Here is a 21690-nt window from a genome sequence, read left to right on the forward strand (position 1 = left end):
TAATATCCGCCATGTCTGTACTGGAATTGTTTATTTTGGCTGTAGGATTAAGCATGGACGCATTTGCAGTTTCAATTTGCAAGGGACTGGCTGCTGCGAAGAAAGTTTCTATCAAGGAAATGTGCATTGCAGGCGTCTGGTTCGGCGGATTTCAGGCTTTGATGCCATTTTTAGGCTGGATTCTAGGCTCAAGATTTAAATATTATATAGAAAACTTTGACCATTGGATTGCATTTCTTCTTTTAGTTGCAATTGGCGCAAATATGCTCCGGGAAGCTTTTTCTGATGAATGTGAAAAAGTTGACAATTCATTTGCCTTAAAAACAATGTTTGTAATGGCGGTCGCCACAAGCATAGACGCGCTTGCAGTCGGAATAACATTCGGACTTTTACTTGACAGTTGGAAAGAAATAATCCTTGCAAGCCTTTTTATCTGCTCAATAACATTCTGCTTTTCCGCAGCTGGAGTAAAAATCGGAAGCGTATTCGGAAATAAGTACGAAAAAAAGGCAGAAATTGCAGGCGGAATAATTTTAATCTTAATCGGAATAAAAATACTTTTAAATCATCTTGGAATTTTATAGTTCAATATTGCATTAAAGAATTTTATAGTCAAGACCTTCATCCGACTCAAAAATCTTTACAGAGCAACTTTCCATCGTAACATTTTCGCAAAAATCCGCAATATTCATCGCACAAGGAGAAAGCAAATCGTCCGGGTTGTAAGAAGTCTCAACAATGCTTTCTTCATTTTCACTTGCAAGCCGACTAAAAGCTCCGTTCAGACTTACAATGTCTTTTACTGCGGAAAAAAGATGCATTTTGTTTTTTTCTTCAAACTTTTGCTTTAAGAACAAAAGCTGAAGTTTTTCAATAGCCTTGTGTCCTGCAAGCTCCGGGTCAAAACCAGTTTCAAACGAGCAGTTACTGCAAAGTTGAAATTCCTCAAAATCAGAAAAAAATGAAGAGGCCTCTATTTTAAGCGCATTTATTACACTACAAAACCAAGGCACAGCTCTTCCCTCTGAATAAAAAGTTTTGCAGGCAAACGCCATTCCCCTGGAAAAATCAAGATCTTTGGAAGAATAAATTCCAGTTGGCTTTGGCTCGCGGTACAGTTTTTCTTCCAGCTGCGGAAAATCAATGTGGTTCGGATAAAGCGAAACTGCAAAATCAAGGCGGCTTCTAAAGCTTTTAAAAGTGTCGCCATTTTTTATTCCCCAGTCCAGGTTAAAGCCAAAGACAAGTCCCGCTTCATTTAAAAGCCGAGCCTTCTGCGAATAAAATTTCTTGTCAAATAAAAGCGTGCCGTTCTTTTCTGTTCCGCCAAAAGGAATTTCCAAGGAGCAATATATTTCCTGAAATCCCTGCACAAGTGTTTTGTCAAGAATTTCAGGAGAAACCAAGATTGAAAGAAAAAGCTCCGGACAAAACTTTTTTATTTGGCTTATAAGGCGAAGAATTCCATTTTTATCGTACGAAAACTGCTTGTCAGAAATAGAAAGCTCAGTGATTCCTTGCCTTTGAAATTCCGGAAGAGTTTCAAATATTTTTTTTATTGAAAAGACAGAAAGAGACGTCTTAGAGTATTGCAATTCCGTGCTTCTCACATTCATCTATCATGGAATCCGGCCAAATGCTGACCTGAGTTTCCCCGATATGGGCTTTACGTAAAAAATACATGCACAAGCGCGACTGTCCGATTCCTCCACCCATTGTCTGAACAAGAGAACCGCTCAAAAGCTTTTTATGGAAATCAAGCTCCGCACGCTCCGGGCAACCGCGTTCCTTTAGCTGGGCAACCAAAGATTCCTTTGAAACTCTTATTCCCATAGAAGAAAGTTCCATTGCCTGATTCAAAACAGGATTCCAGACCAAAAGATCGCCGTTAAGTCCTATGTGTCCGTCGCCGCTTTCTGTAATCCAGTCGTCATAATCTGGAGCGCGCCCGTCATGAATTGAACCGTCCGGAAGTTTTCCGCCGATTCCTATTACAAAAATTGCTCCGTGCTTTTTGCAGAATTCATTTTCACGCTCTTTTGGAGTAAGATTTGGATAAAGCCTGTACAAATCATCTGAATACACAAAAGTAATTTTCTGCGGAAGAATCGGAGTGATTTGTTCATATCTGTCATAGACAAAAAATTCAGTCTGCTTAAGGACTCTGTAAATCCGCTCTACAGAATCACGCAGGAACATTACATTTCTGTCGTTTTCATCAATGTGCATTTCCCAGTCCCACTGGTCAACATAAAGCGAATGAAGATTGTCCAAAGTTTCGTCCGCGCGGATAGCGTTCATGTCTGTGTAGATTCCAAATCCGCAGCCAAGCCCAAGTTCGGAAACTTTCAGACGCTTCCATTTTGCAAGCGAATGGACAATTTCCATCTGGGCATCTTCCATGTCTTTTACAGGGAACTTTACAGGCCGCTCAACTCCGTTCAAATCGTCGTTTATTCCAGTGCCTGATTTTACAAACAAAGGCGCAGTAACCCTTGTAAGTCCAAGCTCCGTGGAAAGCGCAAGCTGAAAAAAATCCTTCAGCAAAACAATAGCTTTTTCAGTTTCCTTTACGCTAAGCAAAGGCTTGTAGTTTTCAGGAATATACAAATCAGGCATTTTAGTCTCCGTACATGAACTTATTTAGAATCTCCACATACTACAACGATTTTATAAATTTTTCAAATGCTTTTTTGCCTGCTGTATTTCTTTTGTAAACACCGGCATCTTCAAGAACTCTTGCAAATACTATTCCCACTTCGTCCTGAAGGATTTTTCCAACGTTGTCTTTTGTTATGCTGCTGTACTTTGGAACAAATGATTTTACCCAGTCGTAATGCTTTCCAAGAACTTCATCCGCGCTAAAGTCTGTTCCGCTCAAAACAGCATCTTCCAAGCCCGCAAGTTCCTTTTTAAGCCTTGATGGAAGAACCGCAAGCCCCATAACTTCAATAAGCCCGATGTTTTCCTTTTTTATGTGGTGAAGCTCTGCGTGCGGATGGAACACACCAAGCGGATGTTCGGCAGTGGTTATATTGTTGCGCAAAACCAAATCAAGCTCGAATTTTCCTTTTTTCATGCGGGCAATCGGCGTGATTGTGTTGTGCTTTTCACCGTCAGTTTCCGCAAAGATAAAAGAGGCCTCATCTGAATATGTTCTCCACTTTTCAAGAATCTTATCAGCAAGAAGGCAGACTTTTTCAGCATCGTTTCCGTCCAGGCGGATTACGCTCATAGGCCACTTTACGATTCCGCATTCAACGTCCTCGAAACCTTGAACTATGAATTTTTCTTCAACAGGAGCTTTTGCCATAGGGAACTCGTAGTTTCCGCCCTGAAAATGGTTGTGGGAAAGAATTGAGCCGCCAACAATCGGCAAGTCGGCATTGCTTCCAATTATGTAGTGCGGAAAAAGCTTTATAAAGTCAAAAAGATAGCGGAAAGTTTCCGGGCAGATTTTCATTGGCTCGTGCTCATAGCTAAACACAATGCAATGCTCGTTGTAGTAGACATAAGGCGAATACTGAAGTCCGAACATTCTTCCATTCAGCTCAACAGGAATAATCCTGTGGGTCTGGCGCGCGGCATGGTTTACACGTCCTGCATACCCTTCGTTTTCCTTGCACAAAAGACAGGCTGGATAACCGCCCTGTTTTGCGCTGCGTGCTGCTGCGATTGCCTTTGGGTCTTTTTCAGGCTTTGAAAGATTGATTGTAATGTCGATGTCACCGTATTCGGTGCTTGCCTTCCATTTTAAGTCCTTGCAGACTCTGTAGCGGCGTATATAGTCAGTGTCCTGGCTGAATTTATAGTACCAGTCTGTAGCTTCCTTTGCGGATTTCTTATAAAGAGAGCTGAATTCAGCCTGAACTTCCGAAGGGCGTGCAACAAGGCAAGACATAATCTTTGTGTCGAACAAGTCGCGGTAGACAATGCTGTCTTCTATGAAGTTTTTTTCCACCGCATAGTCCAAAAGGCTTTTTAGAATATTTTCAAGCTCGCAAACTTCTACGGAAGGAACAAATTCCGCCTGCCGCTCGTTTTCAAATCCATCGAGAGCAAAAAGCTCAAGCAAACGGTTCTTGGTATAAACAACATCTTCTTTTTTGATTAGACCAGTTGCAAGACCATAGCCTGCAAGGGAATTAATAGATTCGTAAACATTCATACTGCGATTTTAAAATGATTTTCCCCAGCTGTCAAACATAGATTTGCAAAGGCGCGCAATCAGTTGCTCAAAATGTTCGCCCAGTTGACACACACGCTTTTAGAATTAAAATAGCTTTTATGTATGAACTTTAAGCATAAAATAATCCTTGTTTCCCTGCATATTTTGCTTGTGGCATCAGTTTTTCCGCAGGAAATATCAGAACTGGAAATTCCGCTCTGCCCCGTCTCAATTTGCGGCGAACCCTCAGGCGACCACGAAGTCCACAAATATTCCGGTTTCTCAATGTGCTTTAGGAACAGCTACAAGGACGCAGAATGGGTAAGCTACACGCTCACGCAGGAAAAACTCATAAAAAACGCCCGGCGGACAAACAACTTCACCGAAGACAAGAACATTTCAACAGGAAGCGCGAAACTTTCAGACTACAAGGCAAGCGGATATGACAGAGGACACCTTGCTCCGGCAGCAGACATGGCTTGGAGCGGGCAAAGCGAAAACGAAAGCTTTTTAATGAGCAACATAACGCCACAAGCTCCGCAGTTCAACAGGGGAATTTGGAAAGAGCTTGAAGCCCAAGTCAGAAAATATGCGAAAAGCCTGGACTTTCTGATTGTAGCGACAGGCCCGGTTCTTGAAAAACAGCCGGAAGAATACAGCTTCATAGGGCAAAGCAAAGTCCGTGTCCCCGAATATTTTTACAAAGTCCTTCTTGCAAAAGACAAGGCCGGAAACTGGCAGTCAATAGGATTTATAATTCCCAACGAAAAGAGCGGACATGACATTTTCTCGTACAAAGTATGCGTAAATGAAGTGGAAGAAAGATGCGGCATAGACTTTTTCAGCGCGCTAGACGATTCCATTGAAGAAGAAGTTGAAAGCCAGACAGAAAACATATTTACAAAAGATTATCCAGTCAAACCGGATAATGGCAACAGGAACAAGCCAGAGCAAATCCAGCAATAACAAGCCTTGATTAAACTGTTGATTTCATATTCTGTACTCTAACATTGCCGTATTCTCTTCTATGGAGTATCAATAGTAGCTCTCTATGGACACCCTATAGCGTCCACTACGAACATCCCATAGAGCACTCTACGCCCCCACCATAGCGAACGCTATGCACACCCCATAGTAGGCCTATATGGACAGTCCAATACGAGCATACTGGACACCCTAATAAGCCCTTATTTGACACACTAATATTAGCATATTAGGCACCTTAATATTTCAAGAATTACCTAAATGTCATTCTTAGGCTTGTATTAACTGTCATTCCCGCGCTTGATGCGGAAATCTTTTACACAAGATTATCCAGTCAAACCGGATAATGGCAATAAAGACAAGGGTAATAACAACGATAAAAATTGCAATTTTCAGAGGTTGACTATATAATTTCTATCAATGAAAAGAGTGTTTATTAGTGCAATCTTTCTAGCCGGACTGCTGCTTGCTTCATGCGAATCCTCCAAAGTAGAAGAGCCTAAAGTAAATGAATTTGAAATAAAAGAAGACGAGCTTGTTACATCTCAAAACTTTCTGGACGGAAAGCTTCTGCTTACATTTGCAGGCGACATAATGGCGCATTCCGAAAACACAAGGGGAAACTTCCAGGACATTTACACGGAAATTGAAGACATCATAAAGCAAGCCGCCTTTTCATTTGCGAACCTTGAAACTTCCGTGGATGACAAAAAAGACTTTTCTTCATATCCGCGGTTCAGTGTAAAAGAAAGCTATGCAGACGCAGCTATCGAAGCCGGATTCAATGTGTTCAGCCTTGTGAATAACCATTGCAATGACTTTGGAAAAGCGGGGCTTGAATCAACCCGGAAATACTTTGAAAGAAAGCAGAACCAGCTAAACGCGCAGAACAAGGAGCTTTATTTTGCCGGAATCAAAAAGCACAAAGGAGAGCAAATAGAGTTCATTCCAATTGAAAAAGACGGATGGAGAATTCTTTTTGCCGCTGTAACTGAGCTTGCAAACCAGTGGACAGACATTGAATACTTTGACTTCCTTAAGCCCGCGAAAAAAGAGCGTGAGAAATTCCTTGAGCTTATAAAGCAGAAAAAGACTGAATGCGACTTGCTGATATTAAGCTTTCACTGCGCGGAAGAAGAATATGTTCTGACCATTGCTGAAAATCAAAAAAAATTTTATCATGCACTTATTGATTCCGGCGTTGACGTTCTTTGGATAAACCATCCGCACGTTGCAAAAGAGTGGGAACTTATATCTTACGATGGAGTTCCTAGAAAGATTATCTTCTATGCAATGGGAAACACAATCAGCGGGCAAAGAAGAAATCCTGAATTTTCGAATCCAGCCAACAGACGGGAATACACAGGAGACGGCTATGTTTCGCAGGTTGCCTTTGAAAAGGATTCCGGCGGTGCAAAAATCTCCTGGGTGAATCCAGTTCTTGTTACAACGCTGATTACAGATGAGAAATATTTCGTCATAAAAAAGCTGAATGATGAATTTCTAAATACACTGGAAGAAACTTCAAAATGGAAACCGTATCTTTCAGAACGAAAAAGACTTATGGAACAAATAAAAGGAAAAAATAGATGTCAATAAACTACAAAAACCTTCCTGTCTATGAGCAGAAAGAAAGAATCCTTGAAGCGTTAAAAAGCAATCAAGTTATAATAGTGCAAAGTCCGACCGGCTCTGGAAAAACCACGCAGCTTCCCGTTATCCTGCATGAAGCCGGATATTCGCAGACAGGAACAATCGCCGTAACCCAGCCAAGAAGAATTGCGGCGTTAAGTGTAAGCGAGTTCATTGCAAAGCAGCTAAAGACAAAATATCCGGGGCTTGTAGGCTATAAAGTGCGCTTTGAAGACAAGACCGATCCAACAACAAAAATCAAAATAATGACAGACGGAATTCTTTTGCAGGAAATGAAACTGGATCCTTACATGAGCAAGTATTCCGTTATCATGGTGGACGAAGCGCATGAACGCAGCTTGAACATAGACTTTGCGCTTGGACTTTTAAAAAGAATTCTTGCAGTGCGCCACGACTTTAAGGTAATAGTAAGCTCTGCGACAATGAACGCGGAAAACTTCAGCAGGTACTTTGGAAACTGCCCTATCATAAATATTGAAACACAGACATTTCCTGTGGCGATGGTTTACGATCCGCCTGAATCCAAGCCGACCACAACAACAGAAGCCGGGGTTGAAGCAATCCTTGGAAAGATAGAAAAGACAATCGACCGTGTACTGGACAACAAGGAAACAGGAGACATTCTGGTTTTCCTTCCGGGCGAAAAAATAATAAAGGACTGCATGCAGCGGCTTTACAATTCCACATTCAGAAACAAGATCCATATTGTTCCGCTTTACGGCAGGCTTCCAAAAGAAGAGCAGGAACGGGTTTTTGACAACGCTCCATTCGGAAAAAAGAAAGTTGTCCTTAGCACGAACATTGCAGAAACTTCCATTACAATAAACGGAATTACAACAGTAATTGATTCAGGACTTGCAAAGCTGAATTTCTACAGCCCAAAGACATTCACTTCAAGCCTTGTGGAAACTCCAGTAAGCCGCGCAAGCTGCAGCCAGAGAAGAGGAAGAGCCGGACGCACCTGCGAAGGAACTTGCTACAGGCTTTATTCACGCAAGGATTTTGAAAGCCGACAGGAATACACAACAGAAGAGATTTACAGAACAGACTTGAGCGAAGTCGTTTTGCGCATGGCAGAGCTTGGAATAACAGAATTTGAGAAATTCGATTTTATTTCGCCCCCCGGACACGAAGGTCTTGTAGGTGCAGTGAACACACTGAATATGCTGGGCGCGCTTGAAAAGGACGGCTCCCTTTCCAGCATAGGAAAACTTATGGTACAATTCCCACTTGAGCCTCGCATAAGCCGAATAATCGTAGAAAGCATAATGCGCTATCCAAATGTAATGGAAGAAGTTTTGATTGCATCTTCATTCTTAAGCGCGCAGTCTCCGTTTGTGCTTCCTGTTGGAGAAGAAATGGACGCACGGCAAGCCCACCATTCATTCAGAGATATGCAGGGAGACTTTGTTGCCTACGTAAAAATGTTCAGGACGTATTCAGAAATGAAAAACAAGGAAGCGTTCTGCAAAAAAAATTATCTTGATGAGCGCGTGATGGCTGAAATCCAGAACATAAAAATTCAGCTTGAAGAAATCGTGTCGCAAAAGCTTCAACTTCCAGTCTTGAGCAACGGAAACATGGAAGACTATCTTTGTTGTATTGGATGTGGAATGATTCAGTTTGTATGCGTGCGCGAAGGAAGAGAAAACTACAGAAGCCTTACGCAGGACCATATTTCAATTCATCCCGGCTCATCGATGTTCAAGGCGAATCCAGTTTACATTGTAGCCGGGGAAATTGTTCGAACAAGCAGAATGTTTGCAATGAGTGTTTCGCCTCTTACAAAAAAAATACTTGAGCAGATAAGTCCTGGACTTGAAGAAAAACTCAACAAAATCCGCGCGGAAAAAGAAAAGGACAGAACAGAAAAAGTACAGACAGCGAAAGAATCAAAGAAAAAAGAAAAGCAGGAAAGTAAAAAAGGCGCAAAAAAAGAAGACAAGAAAAAGGATGAAAACACAGTTTCATTCGGCGGAGAATCATTCGAATGCAAAAAAATCAAAGGCAAAAAAACATTACTTCTTCCTTGGAATGAATTCAAAAGCGCAGTCTCAAAAGAAACAAACGAAAGCCTTCTGAACAACGTCGCAGGAATGAAAGGCGTAATTCTTATGAATGGCGGCTTCAAGCTTCTTTCCGGTGAAAAAATGGAAGTAATAATGAAGATTTCAAAAACGCTCAACTTGAATCCGATTGATGAAAAGTCCTGGCCGCGCAAACTGAACATAAACATCTTTGAAAACGGCGGACTTGAACAGCTTGTAAAAAACATTGACTTTGCAATGCGCATTACAATCGCAAAAGCCGCTTCAAAAGAATTGGGGTTCGTCTGCCTGTTTACAGACGGAAACGGAACCTACTGGTTCAAGGTTTCAAGAGGATTTACAACTGCGCTTAATGAAAGCCTCGCTTCTCTTGAAAAACTCATCGACGATACAAAAGATTCAGAGCTTGATATTTCAAAAAAAGAAAAAATCAATATGCTCTACAGACTTTTGAACGGAATGTATAAGTAAATAATTAAAACTTTACTTTCTATCAATCCCATGAAAAATCATGGGATTATTTTTTCCACTTTTAAAACCACAACAAATCCCTGCTTCTCATAAAAAACTCTTCAAAACCGTGCATTTTTTGTATTTTTTCGGCAATAAGTATTTATAGAAATTTTCAACGCAAACAGGAAAAAAAATGCAAAGACACGAACTCACGCCAGCTCAAAAATGGGAGCGGCTCACACTCGCCGACAACTTCATCTTCTGCAAAGTCCTTGAGGACAACCCGGAAGTCTGCAAGCATCTCATTGAGATTCTTCTGAACCTCAAAATTGACAGAATCGAAAAGCCAGCCGCGGAAAAATCACTTAAAACAGATTTCATCTCGCACGGAATAAGATTCGATGTATATGTAAAGGACGGAAACGGCCGCTCATTCGACATAGAAATCCAGACAACGCACAGCACCTCTCTTGCAAAACGCGCCCGCTATTACCAAGGACTGATGGATGTTGACAATGTGCAGCATGGAACCGGCTATGATGTGCTTAATGAGAGCTACGTTGTCTTTCTCTGCATGGGAGATGCTTTCGGAAAAGGATTTCCTGTGTACACATTCCGATACCGCGCCGACGAGGACAATGACTTTCTGATGGACGACGGAACAGTAAATGTCTTTTTCAATGCGAAAAAGTATGATACAATGAAGTCCGAGGAGCTGAGAGCATTTTTCAAATATCTCTGTGGAAAAGAGCCTAGCTCCGGTTTCACAGACAGGCTCTCCGCGCTGGTCGAGCGGGTAAAAACAAATGCGCAGTGGAGGCACAGGTTTATGACATGGGAACAGGAAATGGCCATTCAGTCCAATGAAAAAGCCAAGGAACTTGCCAAAGAACTTGCTCAAGATATGGCTCAAGAACTTGCTCAAGACATGGCTCAAGAAATTGCCCAAGATATGGCTCAAGAAATTGCTCAAGACATGACAAATCAGAAAGTTATTGAAACTGCACAAAAAATGCTTAAAGAAAAAATAGGAACACCAGAGCAAATTTCAATAGTCACAAGTATTCCGCTTGAAAAAATTTTAGAGCTTAAAAAGAAAATGCAATAAGCTTACAGTTTTATTCCTGCGCTCAATGTGAATGATGCTCCTGGCGCAGGATAGCCGTCAACATGGACATACTGAAAGTCAAAAACATTTTGCCACAAAAACTGCGCATAAAATTTTTTTCCTGTCCAGGAAAGGCTTGTATCCAAATTAAAATAATCAGGCACATAAAGAATATTGCTATTGCTTGTATATTTTTTTGAATTATAAGAAAAAACTGTTGTCCAAATAAAATCATTAAAAAACGAATATTTTTCAGTCAAAGAAAAAGTATGCACAGGTGTGTACATTATCTGATTTCCATCCGTGCTTCCACCTGAAGTCAAGACAGCCTTGCAAAAAGTATAGCTTGCAGAAAATTCAAGATTGCCAAAAAGCTCTTTGGTGGAAAAATAAAAGTCCGCGCCCCAATTCACGGATGAGCCCCAGTTGTCCGGCGACCAAGAGCCGCTTGTATCGCTCACCCACCCGATTTTGTCCTTATAAAAAATCAAAAAAGGCTTTACAGAAACTTCGAATTTTTGCGAGTACAAAAGTCCTGTGTAAAACGAATATGCGCTTTCGCTCTTTAAATCTGGATTTCCGGTTCCGCCATCACCTGAATAATAAAGCTGCTGAAAAACTGGATTCGTTATGTTTTTTGAAGCCTTAAAGAAAAAAGCAAAATTTTCTAAGTTCCGTTCTGCTGAAAAACTGTAGAGCAAACTCAAAGTATTTGAAAGCTCAAAATAATCGAGTGGAAGCGACATAGAAAAGTTCCAGCCCAAAATTTCAAACTTTACAGACGGAGAAAAGAACGCAGAAAAAAGCGAATGTGAATAATTTGCATTTTCTTTGCCAGAAGAAATTTCATCAGAAAAATCATAAGAACAAAGCGCGTAAAATTCCAAAAAGTCCAAGACAGAAGTTTCCGCCTGAAAAGAAAAATTACTTACTTTGTATTCGTTTCCTAAATCTGAAAAGCGGGCGTGCTTTGTGTAGTCAAGGTCTGAATATTTGTACGATGGCAAAACTTTTAAGTTCCATTTTTCAAACGGAAGAAACACAGGAAGCGCAAAAACAAGCGAAAGGTCTTTTTGATTTTCCTCCGTAAAATATACACCGCCAGTTTTTCCGCAGTTAGCCTCTGAATAGCTTGCATAGCTTGAAAATCCAAACGAAGCGCCAGGAAATTTTTGCGTGGCGAATTCCGCAAAAAGTGAATTGTTAAAAAGCGTGCGCTCATAGCCTGAATATTTTTTCTTGTAGCCTGAATACGAATCGCTAAAATCCGGCTTGTAAGTTGCATCCAGCGAACGGTAGCCAAAATGATTTTTCTTGTGCGAAACATTGAAAGCTTCGTGCACAAAAAGAGATGAGCCGTTTTCAAAAATAAGTGGAACAGAAAATTCAGTTCTTGCCGCAGGACTGTCGTTCACGGATGAAAGATAACTTTGAGTTTTTAGTTCCGCGCCTGCATGAATCTTGCTAAAGTCGCAGGAAACCGTAGTTATGTAAATTGCAACAGAGCCGTTTACCGCGGCAGGATTTACTTTTATAGATTTTACAGTGGAAAAGTCCAAAGTAGAAAAATCAAACTTGCCGGTATTGGGATCGTTCACAAGCACATTGTTTATGTAAATTTTTATTGAAGAATTCCAATAGCCATGAAATGTAAGCTCATTGTTTCCTTTTTTAAAGGCGAAACCCGCGCTTTCCAAAGCCTGTTCTGCACAAGAAAAAGAAGACAAAGCATCTTCGTCCAGAACGATAAGCTCTGGATTTTTTGCGCGGTGAATTGTTGTTGTAATGCCCGGAAGCTCCAGTTCCTGAGAAAAGGAATACAAAGAAGCAGACAAAGCAAAGAGAAAAGCAAACAGATTTTTCATACCAATGACATCTTCGGGATTTGCCCCGAAGATATATTTTAAATTTGTAAAATTGACTTCCGCACTTTTTATTACTGTCTTGTGCAGTCGGAATATTTTCCAAAATATCCGTTTTCTATAGTAAATTCTGAAACCGCTTCATCCAGAGTCTCTGTGGAAGTTGCCCCCCCAGACTTGTATGCGCCAGATATTGAAACAGTGTCATCCGTTAAATTTTTATAGCTTATAGCATACCATTTGCCAACATCAGGAGCATTTTCTGAATAATCCGTAGAACCGTAAATTATTGACCGTGTATACTTTATATAAACAATTCCAGCAGAATCAGAAATTTTTCTTACAGTAAGATTGTTTCCAGCATAACAATTACCCCAACTTCCGCCATTTTTTAATTCCGTAGTTGAAATATCATAAATTTCTCCATAAGAACTTTTCCATGTTCCATAAATAGAAGCATCGTCGTCATCTGATTTACAGCTTGTGAAAGAAACTGCGACAAGTGCAGACATCAAAAGCGCGGTCAATACCAACCAGGCGCGGTTAAAAGAAAATTTTGTGTTTTTCATAAAAAACTCCATGCAATTAAGATAGAATTAATTTGCAATTAAACTGTTTATAAACAAGAACACAACAGTATAATTTATTGCAAGCTAATCCTTTATTTAGACCATTCTACTACGTTAGTAGTTTTTCTACTTGTAGTATAAAGTTTTACTTGATATTTACCCGTAAGATTGTAAAATATTCTTATTTTCGGGTAGCCACCTCCAAAATCCTGAAAATATGGATTGTTCTCAATATCAGGAACTACATCAAATGTTTTACTTTCAGTATTATCTCCAAAAGGATAACTAATGGTACATGACGAACCAGAAAAAGAAACCTTATATCCAGCCCAAGCAGTGCCTTTCAATTCATATTCTCCAGATGGCACAAAACCAGGAGTAATAGGAGACTCTTTATCTTTCAATGCAAGATAAATATCATAACTTTCCAAAGACAATTCAGCAGAACCAGATTTCAATTCATGAACATAGGAATCTTTGTTAACATAAAATGAATTAGGCAAACCATACCACCAGTAATCCACAATTTTATCTTCTGGAATTGTGTAGCTAGGAATATGGCTTTTTATTTCAGCCCAGGTCCAATTTTTTGCAACATCAGAATCCTCTTTATAGTCGCCTATCCACTCTCCTCTTTCCACTGTCCAATATTCCAAGCTACTGTCTTTTGACTGAACAGGTTCTCCAAAGTAGAAGTTAAAGACATAGTGAATCAATGTTTCAGAAGGACCATTAAATGTGTCATCCATATCCAGAGTGGAATCCATAGCTTCCGCAGGGCTGTCGTACCAATCCGAAGACCATTGGATTCTCCACTCGCCCCCCCCCATTGTTTTTTAGGGTACAGTGATTCCAAAACAGACCTTGCTTTGTTATAAAAGGCTCGTTTCCAGTTATGCCAGGACTAGTTGAGCCTGCCGCACCTTTTTGGGAAGTGTGAGCCAAAAGCAAATCATAAGTTTTTGTGTTCTCGTCATATTCTGTGGCAAGAACATTTGCAAACCAGTAATGGCTTACATCTTTAGAAATGCTGAGCTTTGCGCCAATTTGCAGCTCCCAGCCTTTATTATTCAATTTATATTTTCCATCAAAATTTGAAAGATAGTCAGATTTTAATGCAGGAACTTTTTCATAGTCAAAAAACGAAGCACTGTTATCTGTGGCAATCTGCATACCTGTTGCAGAAAGAAAATCGCATTTAAAGTAAACATTGCCATTGCTTTCTTTATAAAAAGAAACTTCAGAAGTTTTTCCTATTTCGCGTATATTTGTAGAATAAATAATCTTCGCTTTTGTTATGCCGTTTTCTTCTGCGGTAAGCTGAATCCATCGTTCCGTATTAATACCGTCCGGCATATAATTTAAATAAACAATCTTTTTATCTTTATCTTCTGGAAAATCGAATCTATATTCATTTGAAGCAAACCACACAGTATTTGCAACTTCTTCATAAAGCAAGGCTCTTGCATTGTTTTGATTTGCATCATTTTGATTTGCATTGCTTGAGCCTGAAGAAGAATTTGAACCGATAGTTCCGCTGTTGTCAGAATCGCCTACATTGTCCATGCACGAGGCAAAAAGAAAGGAAATTAAAAAGAAGGCAGAGCACGCCTTTATAAACTTCATTTAGATGTCCCCCTAAACGAAAAAAAGAGTTAAGAGAAGTCCGGATTTTACGGTGGTGGGTCCTCAGCTGAATTCCACAGCATATTCTCTGCATTTATATAGAAATAAATGCGCTTACACAGATAGGGATGTCTAATATGTTCCAAATGTCATTGCCGTACTTGATACTGCGATGTTTCTGAAAGAAACTCGGTTAACAATCTCTAACTATACATTAGATTTTCGGGTCAAGCCCGAAAATGACATAAAAGGTACTTTTGAGACATCCCCATGACAGGATTGTAATACTGTCATCTTCGGGCATTGACCCGAAGATCTTTTTTTACAGAATGTGGCTTACATAGAAACCGCAAGACCAAGCGTTGCGTGTTTTTCCGTCGAATGCCTTTCTGTTTTCCAAGTTCAGGTTAAGATCAAAGTCAGTCTTTTTAGAGAACTTGTATTTTACAGAAGGACGGATTGTAAAGATGTGTCCGCCGTTCCAGTCGTCATCATCCCAGTCTTTGTCCTTAGAACCAAATGCAAGCGAACCATAAGCATTGAACTGGAAGTCCTTGTTAATAGGAACAATAAGAGCAGCTCCAGCGTACCAGGCGAATGTGTAATCATCGTTTTCAAATAAGTTCAAGCCGGCTTCCGGACGCAAAGAAAGTTTTGAGTTTGGAAGAGAGAATGTAATTGCTCCTCCAATTCCATAAGCCTCGTCATCCTTTTCTTTTGTGAACAAAGAATCCATTGCAAGGTAAACATCAAGAACAAAGTTTTTTGCGCCGATTGTTGAGCCTGCATAGAAGTTTGCGGCATCTTCAAATGCACCTTCCATTACAGCGCCAATGCTAACCCAGTTTACAGGAGCGAATTTCACACCAAAGTTTACAGCAGGATCATCTGTGTTGAATCCGTTAGGAAGAACAGCGCCAGCTTCAAAATTCATTTTTCCTTTTGAAACATATCTTACGCCAAGACCTCTTCTTGCATAGGAATTTGAATAAGGGATGAATCCAACAACATCAGCAGTGCCTGGTCTGTCAACTGTAAACTTGTAGTAGCCTGCGCAGTCTGATGAAGTTGAGCTAGGAGCAAATGAGCCTGAGCGGTCATCGTAAGCTGTGCTGAATCCGCCCTGTCTTACGTGAGCATTAGGTCCCCAAACCCAGTCGCCATATCCCGGAGCAGGTCCAACCTTCCAGTTGAGTTTTGTTCCCATTCCAAAATCAAAGTTGCGGTTAATATGGTAAACAAAGTTCAAATAAAAAGCGTCTGTAATTGTATTGTTTGAATTAACAGCATTGTTATAATTTTCTTCATTCGTGTTACGAGTATTGCGTCCGTAGTGAAGAGCAAGCGGATTCAAGTTTGTTGTTCCAATTTCAAAGTTGTCAACATCGCCGCCGTTTTCATAGTTGGCCAATGCGCCCATGTTGAGCATTCCGTCCATCGTGAACTTGCCCTGATCAAATCTTGCCTGAAAAATATCAGTAAAACCATAGAACATTGTGTCGCCGTCAAACGGATTTCCAAATCCAGTCCACAAAGTGTTCTTAATCTGCGCTCTTTCCAAAACCTGCGCGCTAGCAGCTGCTCCAACAAAAAGCGCAGCGGCAATTCCCAAAACAAACTTTTTCACTTAAAGCCTCCAAAAGTTAAAAAAGAAAAGTGCTATAAACAAAGTAGCATAATATTAGTTACTGATTTTACAGAGAAAACACAAAAAAATCAAATGGCACAGTTGATTATTTCGGAAGCCTTGCAGTTTTTGAAAAAAATCGTATATATAGTTAATGTAAACCATAGCCTGTTACTTTACGGAGGAATTATGAAAAAAACAGTCCAAGCAATGCTTCTTTTTATACCGGCGGCTTTTTTAGTGTCGTGCGCTTCCATGCCAAGCAAACCGGACACAGAAATCAATACGGAAAAAAACACAGTGGCAAAAATCATTCCTATAAATAATCCGCTTCCAAAAGGAACTCTTGAGCTTATAGACGGATTTGAAGAAGAAAACTTCTGGTATGCCCTAGGCGAAACAAAAAGCGACGATTATTCCACAGACACGGACACCACGGAAGAATGGAACTCACAAGGAGATTTCTGCGCGCAATGGAGCTTTGCAAAAATTCCAGAAAACTCAAAAGCTTCGTTTGCAATAGAAAATCTTGTTCAAAAAGACTGGACAGACGCAAAAGCCTTGATTGCAGACATAAACAACACTTGCCAAAATCCGCTTGCAATTCTTTTGGAAACTCAAGGCGGACCGCATCACATAGTTTCAAGGACACAAGAAATTCTTCTTGGCATAGGCGAAAACATAAATGTCTACTTTGACTTGCTTCACGAAATAACAGACGAAAACGGCAATCAAATTTCTGGCTTAATTGAAAAAGACGACATAAGAACCATTTCTTTCCAAATAAAAGGCAAAAGTTTTTCAGGCTCAGTTTTTGTTGACAACATAAATCTTGTTTATTAACTGTCAGACGGAATCATAAGGACAACTGGGCGTGACTCCTGCGGAACTATTCCGTAGCCAGTCGCCCTGCACGGATGCAAAACATATTTCTTTTGCGGCGTATTGTTTTCTTCCATAGTCACTTTATAAATTCCAGAAAAACGCGCATTGTTTTCAGAATCAGGCCGAAACTGGATAAACGAAACGCCTTCATTCACAAAGCAAGTGTAAATGCCAGTTTCCAAAAAGCCTTCAGATTCCATTGAATATTTTCCGCCCTGAAGCTTCACTGTAGAGCCATCTGGAATTTTCCAAGTGCTGTCTTTTTCAAAAACTGCCGAAACACTGCCTGAGTTTGATGAAGCGTTTTTCAAAAACATATTTTTTCCATTTTTTTTGTAGTTTCCGTCCCACACAGCATTTTCACTTATAAGCATCCGCACATCATCTTGAATTCTTATATGAATTTCTTCTGTGCTTTTAAGGCTTATGTCAATTCTGCGCTGAAGATTTTCAATTTCCTGATTTATAGTGGAAAGATAAATTCCATTGCGCCGGATATTGCTGTGCGCCCACTTGTAAACTTCTTCCGTATCGTCCTTGAAAAAAATAATTTCGCGGGAATCATAGTCAAAAAAAACATACCGCAAGTTGCCGTTGGATTCAGGCATATACCAAAGTCCGTTCAAAAAGCCTGCAAATGTGGCAACAGTTCCGTCCTGAATTTTCGCAAGTTCCTTTGCCGTAATTCTGCTTCCTGCAACACGGACAGTTCTTGTTTTTACATAGCTGTTTTCTGAATGCCTCCATTCGTACTGAATTTGAAGCTGATCTGCGCTGCCCGGCCGTTCTGTGTCCGAAGTATAAACCCAGATTGGAAAACTTGCGCCGTTTGCCTTTGAGCGTTCGTAGGCATCGTACCGGTCAAGCTGCTGAATAAAAATTGTTCCGTCACCACGCAAATCGGCAATCTTTAAAAGCGAAAAGCTTCCGCCTGAATTCGAAATAAAAAACGCCTGCAGAATGGAATCTCCGTTATCTGCAAATCCCTGATAAACCAAAGCGGTTCTGTGCTCGCCGGTCAAATCCATGCCGGTATAAGAAAAAGTCTGCGCCTGGGAAATTTCCGTGGCAATGACAGCTTTTCTTTCGTAAACAGTTCTCTGCGGATTATAAAGCCCCACCAAAATCGCAAGGTACGGACTGTCCATTGTCCTGATTACATTCACTTGGTCATCAAAACCGTCGCCGTCAAAATCCATGCTCACAATGCTTATCAAAGTCTCGTTGGGATTAAGCGGAACAAGAGAAACAAGCGCGTTATCCTCTTCCATTGAAGAAAATGCTGAATTCTTTTTTTCTTCCGCGGAACTCGACATCGGCACAACAACAGAAGCTGATGCTTTATTTTTATCTGGCTTATAGAAATAATTCTTTGCAATAAACGCGACAGCTCCTGCCGCCACAATCACAATAAAAAGAGCAAGTGTAACTTTTTTCTGCATAGAAAAATAATACAAGAGTTGGAAATGATTTTCAAGGCGAAACAAATTTCAGTAGCAAAGAAAAAAAAGGCTGCCCGATTGCCGAACAGCCAATAAAAGCTAAATGCTTAAAATCTTATTTCTTTGGAAAAAGCTTTTTAAAGTCAACAAGAACAAGGCTTGAATCTCTTGCGCTGTCGATGTCTGTGATTTTTCCAAGCTTCTTGTAGAATTCAATAAGAGGCTCAGTTTCTTTTCTGTAAACTTCAAGACGGTGAGTTATAGACTCAAGCTTGTCATCTTCGCGTGTAAAGAGCTCTCCGCCGCATTTGTCGCATTTGCCTTCAACTTTTGGAGGCATAAACTTAACATTGTAGTTTGCCTTGCAGTTTTTGCATACACGGCGATTTGAAAGGCGCGCAATAATCAAGTCGTTGTCAACTTCAAAGTTAACTACTTTTACATCGATTCCAAGTTTTTCAAATGCTTCTGCCTGTGGAATTGTGCGAGGGAATCCGTCCAAGATAAAGCCGTTCTTGCAGTCATCTTTCTTGAGTCTATCTTCTACAATTTCAAGCACAACTTCATCGCTTACAAGTCCGCCGGAATCAAGAATTGCCTTGACTTTTTTTCCAAGCTCTGTCTGGTTCTTGATGTTCTCGCGGAAAATATCTCCTGTTGAAATCTGAGGAATTCCGTACTCTTCAGCAACCTGCGCCGCCAAAGTTCCTTTTCCTGCTCCCGGTGGTCCTAAAAAAATAAAATTCATTTGTTTTACTCCCATAAAATTTTAGCGTGCCCTTATAAAAACACCGCATGATATTATAAATCAGAATTTGCAAATTCTCAACCAAATTTAACAATGTAGTTTTTCTTTTTTCCGCGGCGCAAGACAATCACTTTTCCTTCGATTGCAAGCTGGCTTGTTACAGGCATATTTTCATCCGTGAACTTTTCGCCATTTAAAGTTATTGAGCCTGCCGCAAGAAATTCCCTTGCCTCGCGTTTGCTTGAAGCGATTTTATTGTTTACAAGCACATCAATCAGTTTTTCGCCTTCTGAAATCGAGATGGTCGGAACATCCTTAAATCCAATTTCAATGTCCTTTAAGCTAAGAGATTTCACATCGCCTGAAAAAAGGGAACTGCTTATATTCACGGCTTTTACAAACTCTGCCGCTCCGTGCAAATCAGTTATAATTTCACGTGCCAAAGCCTTGTGAGCCTCGCGAAGCTCTGGATGCTCCTTGTTTTTTGCCTCAAGCTCTTCAATCTGTTCTTTTGAAAGGAAAGTAAAAATCTTAAGGTAGTCAACAACCATAGAGTCGTCAACATTCACAAGGTATTGATAAAGCTCATAGCTTGAAGTTTTGTTCAAGTCAAGCCACAATGCGTTTCCTGCGCTTTTTCCGAATTTATTTCCGTACTTGTCCAAAACAAGCGGCATTGTAAATCCGTAAGCTTCCTTGCCTTCAATCTTGCGGATAAGCTCAAGGCCTGTTGTTATATTTCCCCACTGGTCCGCGCCTTCAGCCTGAAGAATGCAGTTTTTATTTCTGTAAAGCCACAAAAAGTCATAGCCCTGCAAAAGCGTGTATGAAAATTCTGCAAAAGTAATTCCAGTGTCAAGGCGGCGCGAAATTATTTCCTTTGAAAGCATATAGTTTACGTTTATGTATTTTCCAATGTCGCGCAAAAATTCAAGGAAAGTATAGTCTTTTGTCCAGTCGTAGTTGTTTACAATTTCAGCCTTTCCTTCAAAAATCCTGTCAACCTGGCTTTTTATTCCCGCAAGATTTTTTTCAAGCGTTTCGTGGCTGATTATTTCACGCTCTGCTGTAGGACGCGGATCTCCAATAAGACCTGTAGAGCCGCCAACCAAAAGAATCGGGTGATGTCCTGCCCGCGCAAGACGTTTTGCCGTCACCAAAGACGAATAATGTCCCAAATGAAGGCTATCTGCTGTAGGGTCAGTTCCCCAGTAAAATGTGATTTTTTCATTGTTAAGCTTGTCCGCAATGTCTTCTCCGGCAACATCCTTAACAAGTCCGCGCCACTGAAGCTCCTCAAAAAATGTCATTTCCTACTCCAAGTTAAATGAATACTGATTTTTATATGTTCCAAAAGACTATCATTTTTTCCTATGAGTTTCTAGTAAAAATGCATAAAAAAAGCCCCTGCGCAAAACAGGAGCAAACGGTTCCTACGGGAATCGAACCCGTCTTTCGACCTTGAGAGGGTCACGTCCTAGCCGATAGACGAAGGAACCTAAACAAAAAAAGCCAGACTAGCAGTCCAGCTTATATTCCCCAAGGAGGATTCGAACCCCCACAGTGAGAACCAGAATCTCAAGTGCTACCATTACACAATCGGGGAATGCAATGTGCATATAAAATACAAGGTCATAAAAAAAAAGTCAATAGCAAATCATTGTTTTTATTGAAAAATTTTGGTTATTGCACTTTTTGTTTATTTGACAAATTGTAATACATCGATTACGTTGTATTACAAAGAGGTAGAATTATGGCAATGACCGCAACAGTAACATTCAGAACAACACCAGAACTTAAAAGCAGAATGGACTTTCTTGCAAAAGAAACACACAGGCCAACAAGTTTCTATTATAACCTTTTGCTTGAAGATTATCTTGAAGATTTAGAAGACATCTATCTTTCTGAAAAAATCCTCGAGGATATAAAAAGCGGAAAAGAAAAACCAATTCCAGCTGAAGAAGTATTTGCTAAGGCTGGATTATAAATAAAGAAATCTACAAAGGCTAAGCAAAATTTATTCTGTTGTGCAGTGCTCCACGCTTCCTTGACCGGCAGTTTTTCCGTTTTTAAGCATTTCTTCCATTGTGTGCCAGCCAAGAACTGCGCATTTTACACGGGCGGGCATTTTGCTGATATTTTTAAGGCTTGCGGCTTCGTCAAGTTCTTCTAAAGCGTTGTCATCTTCAATCTTGCCGTAAATCATGTCCATAAAAAGAGATGCAAGACGCAAAGCTTCATCTTTTGGCTTTCCAATTATGTCATCAAGCATCATATCTACAGAAGCCTGGCTTACAGCGCATCCTGAACCGTTAAAACTTCCTTCTGAAATTATTCCGTTATCATCAATTTTAAGCTGAAGATAAATATTGTCTCCGCAACTCGGATTCACGCCTTGCAAAGTAAACGTCGGATTTTCCATAACGCCCTTGTGGGTCGGGTTCAAATTATGCTCGTTAAGAATTTCCTGATAAAGCGATTTCAAATCCATATTAATACCTCAATTTTTAATTGCCT

The 21690-nt window shown here is 40.3% G+C and carries 19 protein-coding genes and 2 tRNA genes; 7 read left to right on the top strand and 14 right to left on the bottom strand.

Annotated elements, in window-relative coordinates; genetic code table 11:
* Positions 1–11 precede the first annotated feature (11 nt).
* The gene (locus TRESU_RS07610; protein WP_013701671.1) at positions 12–584 is read left to right on the top strand and encodes a manganese efflux pump MntP; all 573 of its coding nucleotides are present in this window, start codon (positions 12–14) and stop codon (positions 582–584) included.
* Positions 585–596: 12 nt separating this feature from the next.
* Here TRESU_RS07610 and TRESU_RS07615 read toward each other — a convergent pair whose 3' ends face one another.
* From TRESU_RS07615 to galT, 3 genes are read right to left on the bottom strand one after another with little or no spacing between them, the layout of a single operon-like run.
* Positions 597–1595 (bottom strand): radical SAM protein, encoded by a 999-nt coding sequence (locus tag TRESU_RS07615; protein WP_148228279.1) that lies wholly within the window; start codon positions 1593–1595, stop codon positions 597–599.
* The gene (asnA, locus tag TRESU_RS07620) at positions 1582–2619 is read right to left on the bottom strand and encodes an aspartate--ammonia ligase (RefSeq protein WP_013701672.1); all 1038 of its coding nucleotides are present in this window, start codon (positions 2617–2619) and stop codon (positions 1582–1584) included. The genes TRESU_RS07615 and asnA overlap by 14 nt, the downstream gene beginning before the upstream one ends.
* 40 nt (positions 2620–2659) lie before the next feature.
* Positions 2660–4168, bottom strand: coding sequence for a UDP-glucose--hexose-1-phosphate uridylyltransferase (gene galT, locus TRESU_RS07625; protein ID WP_013701673.1), 1509 nt, complete (start codon positions 4166–4168; stop codon positions 2660–2662).
* 123 nt (positions 4169–4291) lie between these two features.
* On the opposite strand from galT, the gene TRESU_RS07630 reads away from it, so the two are divergent.
* The 4 genes from TRESU_RS07630 to TRESU_RS07645 all read left to right on the top strand — a co-directional run bounded on the left by TRESU_RS07630 (position 4292) and on the right by TRESU_RS07645 (position 10414).
* The gene (locus TRESU_RS07630; RefSeq protein WP_013701674.1) at positions 4292–5134 is read left to right on the top strand and encodes a DNA/RNA non-specific endonuclease; all 843 of its coding nucleotides are present in this window, start codon (positions 4292–4294) and stop codon (positions 5132–5134) included.
* 438 nt (positions 5135–5572) lie between these two features.
* Positions 5573–6751 (top strand): CapA family protein, encoded by a 1179-nt coding sequence (locus TRESU_RS07635; protein WP_013701675.1) that lies wholly within the window; start codon positions 5573–5575, stop codon positions 6749–6751.
* A complete protein-coding gene (locus TRESU_RS07640) occupies positions 6742–9324 on the top strand; it encodes a helicase-related protein (protein ID WP_013701676.1) in 2583 nt (860 codons plus the stop codon). The genes TRESU_RS07635 and TRESU_RS07640 overlap by 10 nt, the downstream gene beginning before the upstream one ends.
* Positions 9325–9499: 175 nt before the next feature.
* Entirely contained in the window at positions 9500–10414 is a 915-nt protein-coding gene (locus TRESU_RS07645; protein WP_013701677.1) for an Rpn family recombination-promoting nuclease/putative transposase, read from the top strand.
* Positions 10415–10416: 2 nt separating this feature from the next.
* Here the strand turns inward: TRESU_RS07645 and TRESU_RS07650 are convergent, their stop codons facing one another.
* The 5 genes from TRESU_RS07650 to TRESU_RS07670 form a co-directional block, all read right to left on the bottom strand.
* Entirely contained in the window at positions 10417–12279 is a 1863-nt protein-coding gene (locus tag TRESU_RS07650; protein ID WP_013701678.1) for a TonB-dependent receptor, read from the bottom strand.
* Between the two features lie 71 nt (positions 12280–12350).
* Complete coding sequence (locus tag TRESU_RS14270) at positions 12351–12845, bottom strand: hypothetical protein (RefSeq protein ID WP_013701679.1); 495 nt, start codon at positions 12843–12845, stop codon at positions 12351–12353.
* Positions 12846–12937: 92 nt separating this feature from the next.
* Positions 12938–13594, bottom strand: a complete 657-nt coding sequence (locus tag TRESU_RS07660) for a hypothetical protein (RefSeq protein WP_148228280.1) — start codon at positions 13592–13594, stop codon at positions 12938–12940.
* Positions 13587–14471, bottom strand: coding sequence for a hypothetical protein (locus tag TRESU_RS07665; protein WP_013701681.1), 885 nt, complete (start codon positions 14469–14471; stop codon positions 13587–13589). Before TRESU_RS07665 ends, TRESU_RS07660 begins: the two co-directional genes overlap by 8 nt.
* 322 nt (positions 14472–14793) lie before the next feature.
* Positions 14794–16098 (bottom strand): hypothetical protein, encoded by a 1305-nt coding sequence (locus tag TRESU_RS07670; RefSeq protein ID WP_013701682.1) that lies wholly within the window; start codon positions 16096–16098, stop codon positions 14794–14796.
* A 189-nt stretch (positions 16099–16287) separates the two neighbouring features.
* On the opposite strand from TRESU_RS07670, the gene TRESU_RS07675 reads away from it, so the two are divergent.
* A complete protein-coding gene (locus TRESU_RS07675) occupies positions 16288–16941 on the top strand; it encodes a hypothetical protein (protein WP_013701683.1) in 654 nt (217 codons plus the stop codon).
* Here TRESU_RS07675 and TRESU_RS07680 read toward each other — a convergent pair.
* The 5 genes from TRESU_RS07680 to TRESU_RS07700 all read right to left on the bottom strand — a co-directional run bounded on the left by TRESU_RS07680 (position 16938) and on the right by TRESU_RS07700 (position 20779).
* Positions 16938–18425 carry a pallilysin-related adhesin gene (locus TRESU_RS07680; RefSeq protein WP_013701684.1) on the bottom strand — a complete coding sequence of 496 codons (1488 nt, stop codon included), beginning with the start codon at positions 18423–18425 and terminating at the stop codon, positions 16938–16940. The genes TRESU_RS07675 and TRESU_RS07680 overlap by 4 nt on opposite strands.
* A 115-nt stretch (positions 18426–18540) precedes the next feature.
* Complete coding sequence (locus TRESU_RS07685; RefSeq protein WP_013701685.1) at positions 18541–19173, bottom strand: adenylate kinase; 633 nt, start codon at positions 19171–19173, stop codon at positions 18541–18543.
* A 77-nt stretch (positions 19174–19250) separates the two neighbouring features.
* Positions 19251–20483, bottom strand: a complete 1233-nt coding sequence (gene tyrS / locus TRESU_RS07690; protein ID WP_013701686.1) for a tyrosine--tRNA ligase — start codon at positions 20481–20483, stop codon at positions 19251–19253.
* A gap of 117 nt (positions 20484–20600) precedes the next feature.
* A tRNA-Glu gene (locus TRESU_RS07695) sits at positions 20601–20672 on the bottom strand.
* A gap of 36 nt (positions 20673–20708) precedes the next feature.
* Positions 20709–20779: transfer RNA gene (locus TRESU_RS07700), tRNA-Gln, on the bottom strand.
* Positions 20780–20926: 147 nt separating this feature from the next.
* Here TRESU_RS07700 and relB point away from each other — a divergent pair.
* Complete coding sequence (relB, locus tag TRESU_RS07705; protein WP_013701687.1) at positions 20927–21160, top strand: type II toxin-antitoxin system RelB family antitoxin; 234 nt, start codon at positions 20927–20929, stop codon at positions 21158–21160.
* A 30-nt stretch (positions 21161–21190) separates the two neighbouring features.
* Here the strand turns inward: relB and sufU are convergent, their stop codons facing one another.
* Positions 21191–21664, bottom strand: coding sequence for a Fe-S cluster assembly sulfur transfer protein SufU (gene sufU, locus TRESU_RS07710; RefSeq protein ID WP_013701688.1), 474 nt, complete (start codon positions 21662–21664; stop codon positions 21191–21193).
* Positions 21665–21690: the final 26 nt, after the last annotated feature.

Origin of the sequence: Treponema succinifaciens DSM 2489 (assembly GCF_000195275.1) — a bacterium.
GTDB classification, from domain to species: Bacteria; Spirochaetota; Spirochaetia; order Treponematales; family Treponemataceae; genus Treponema_D; species Treponema_D succinifaciens.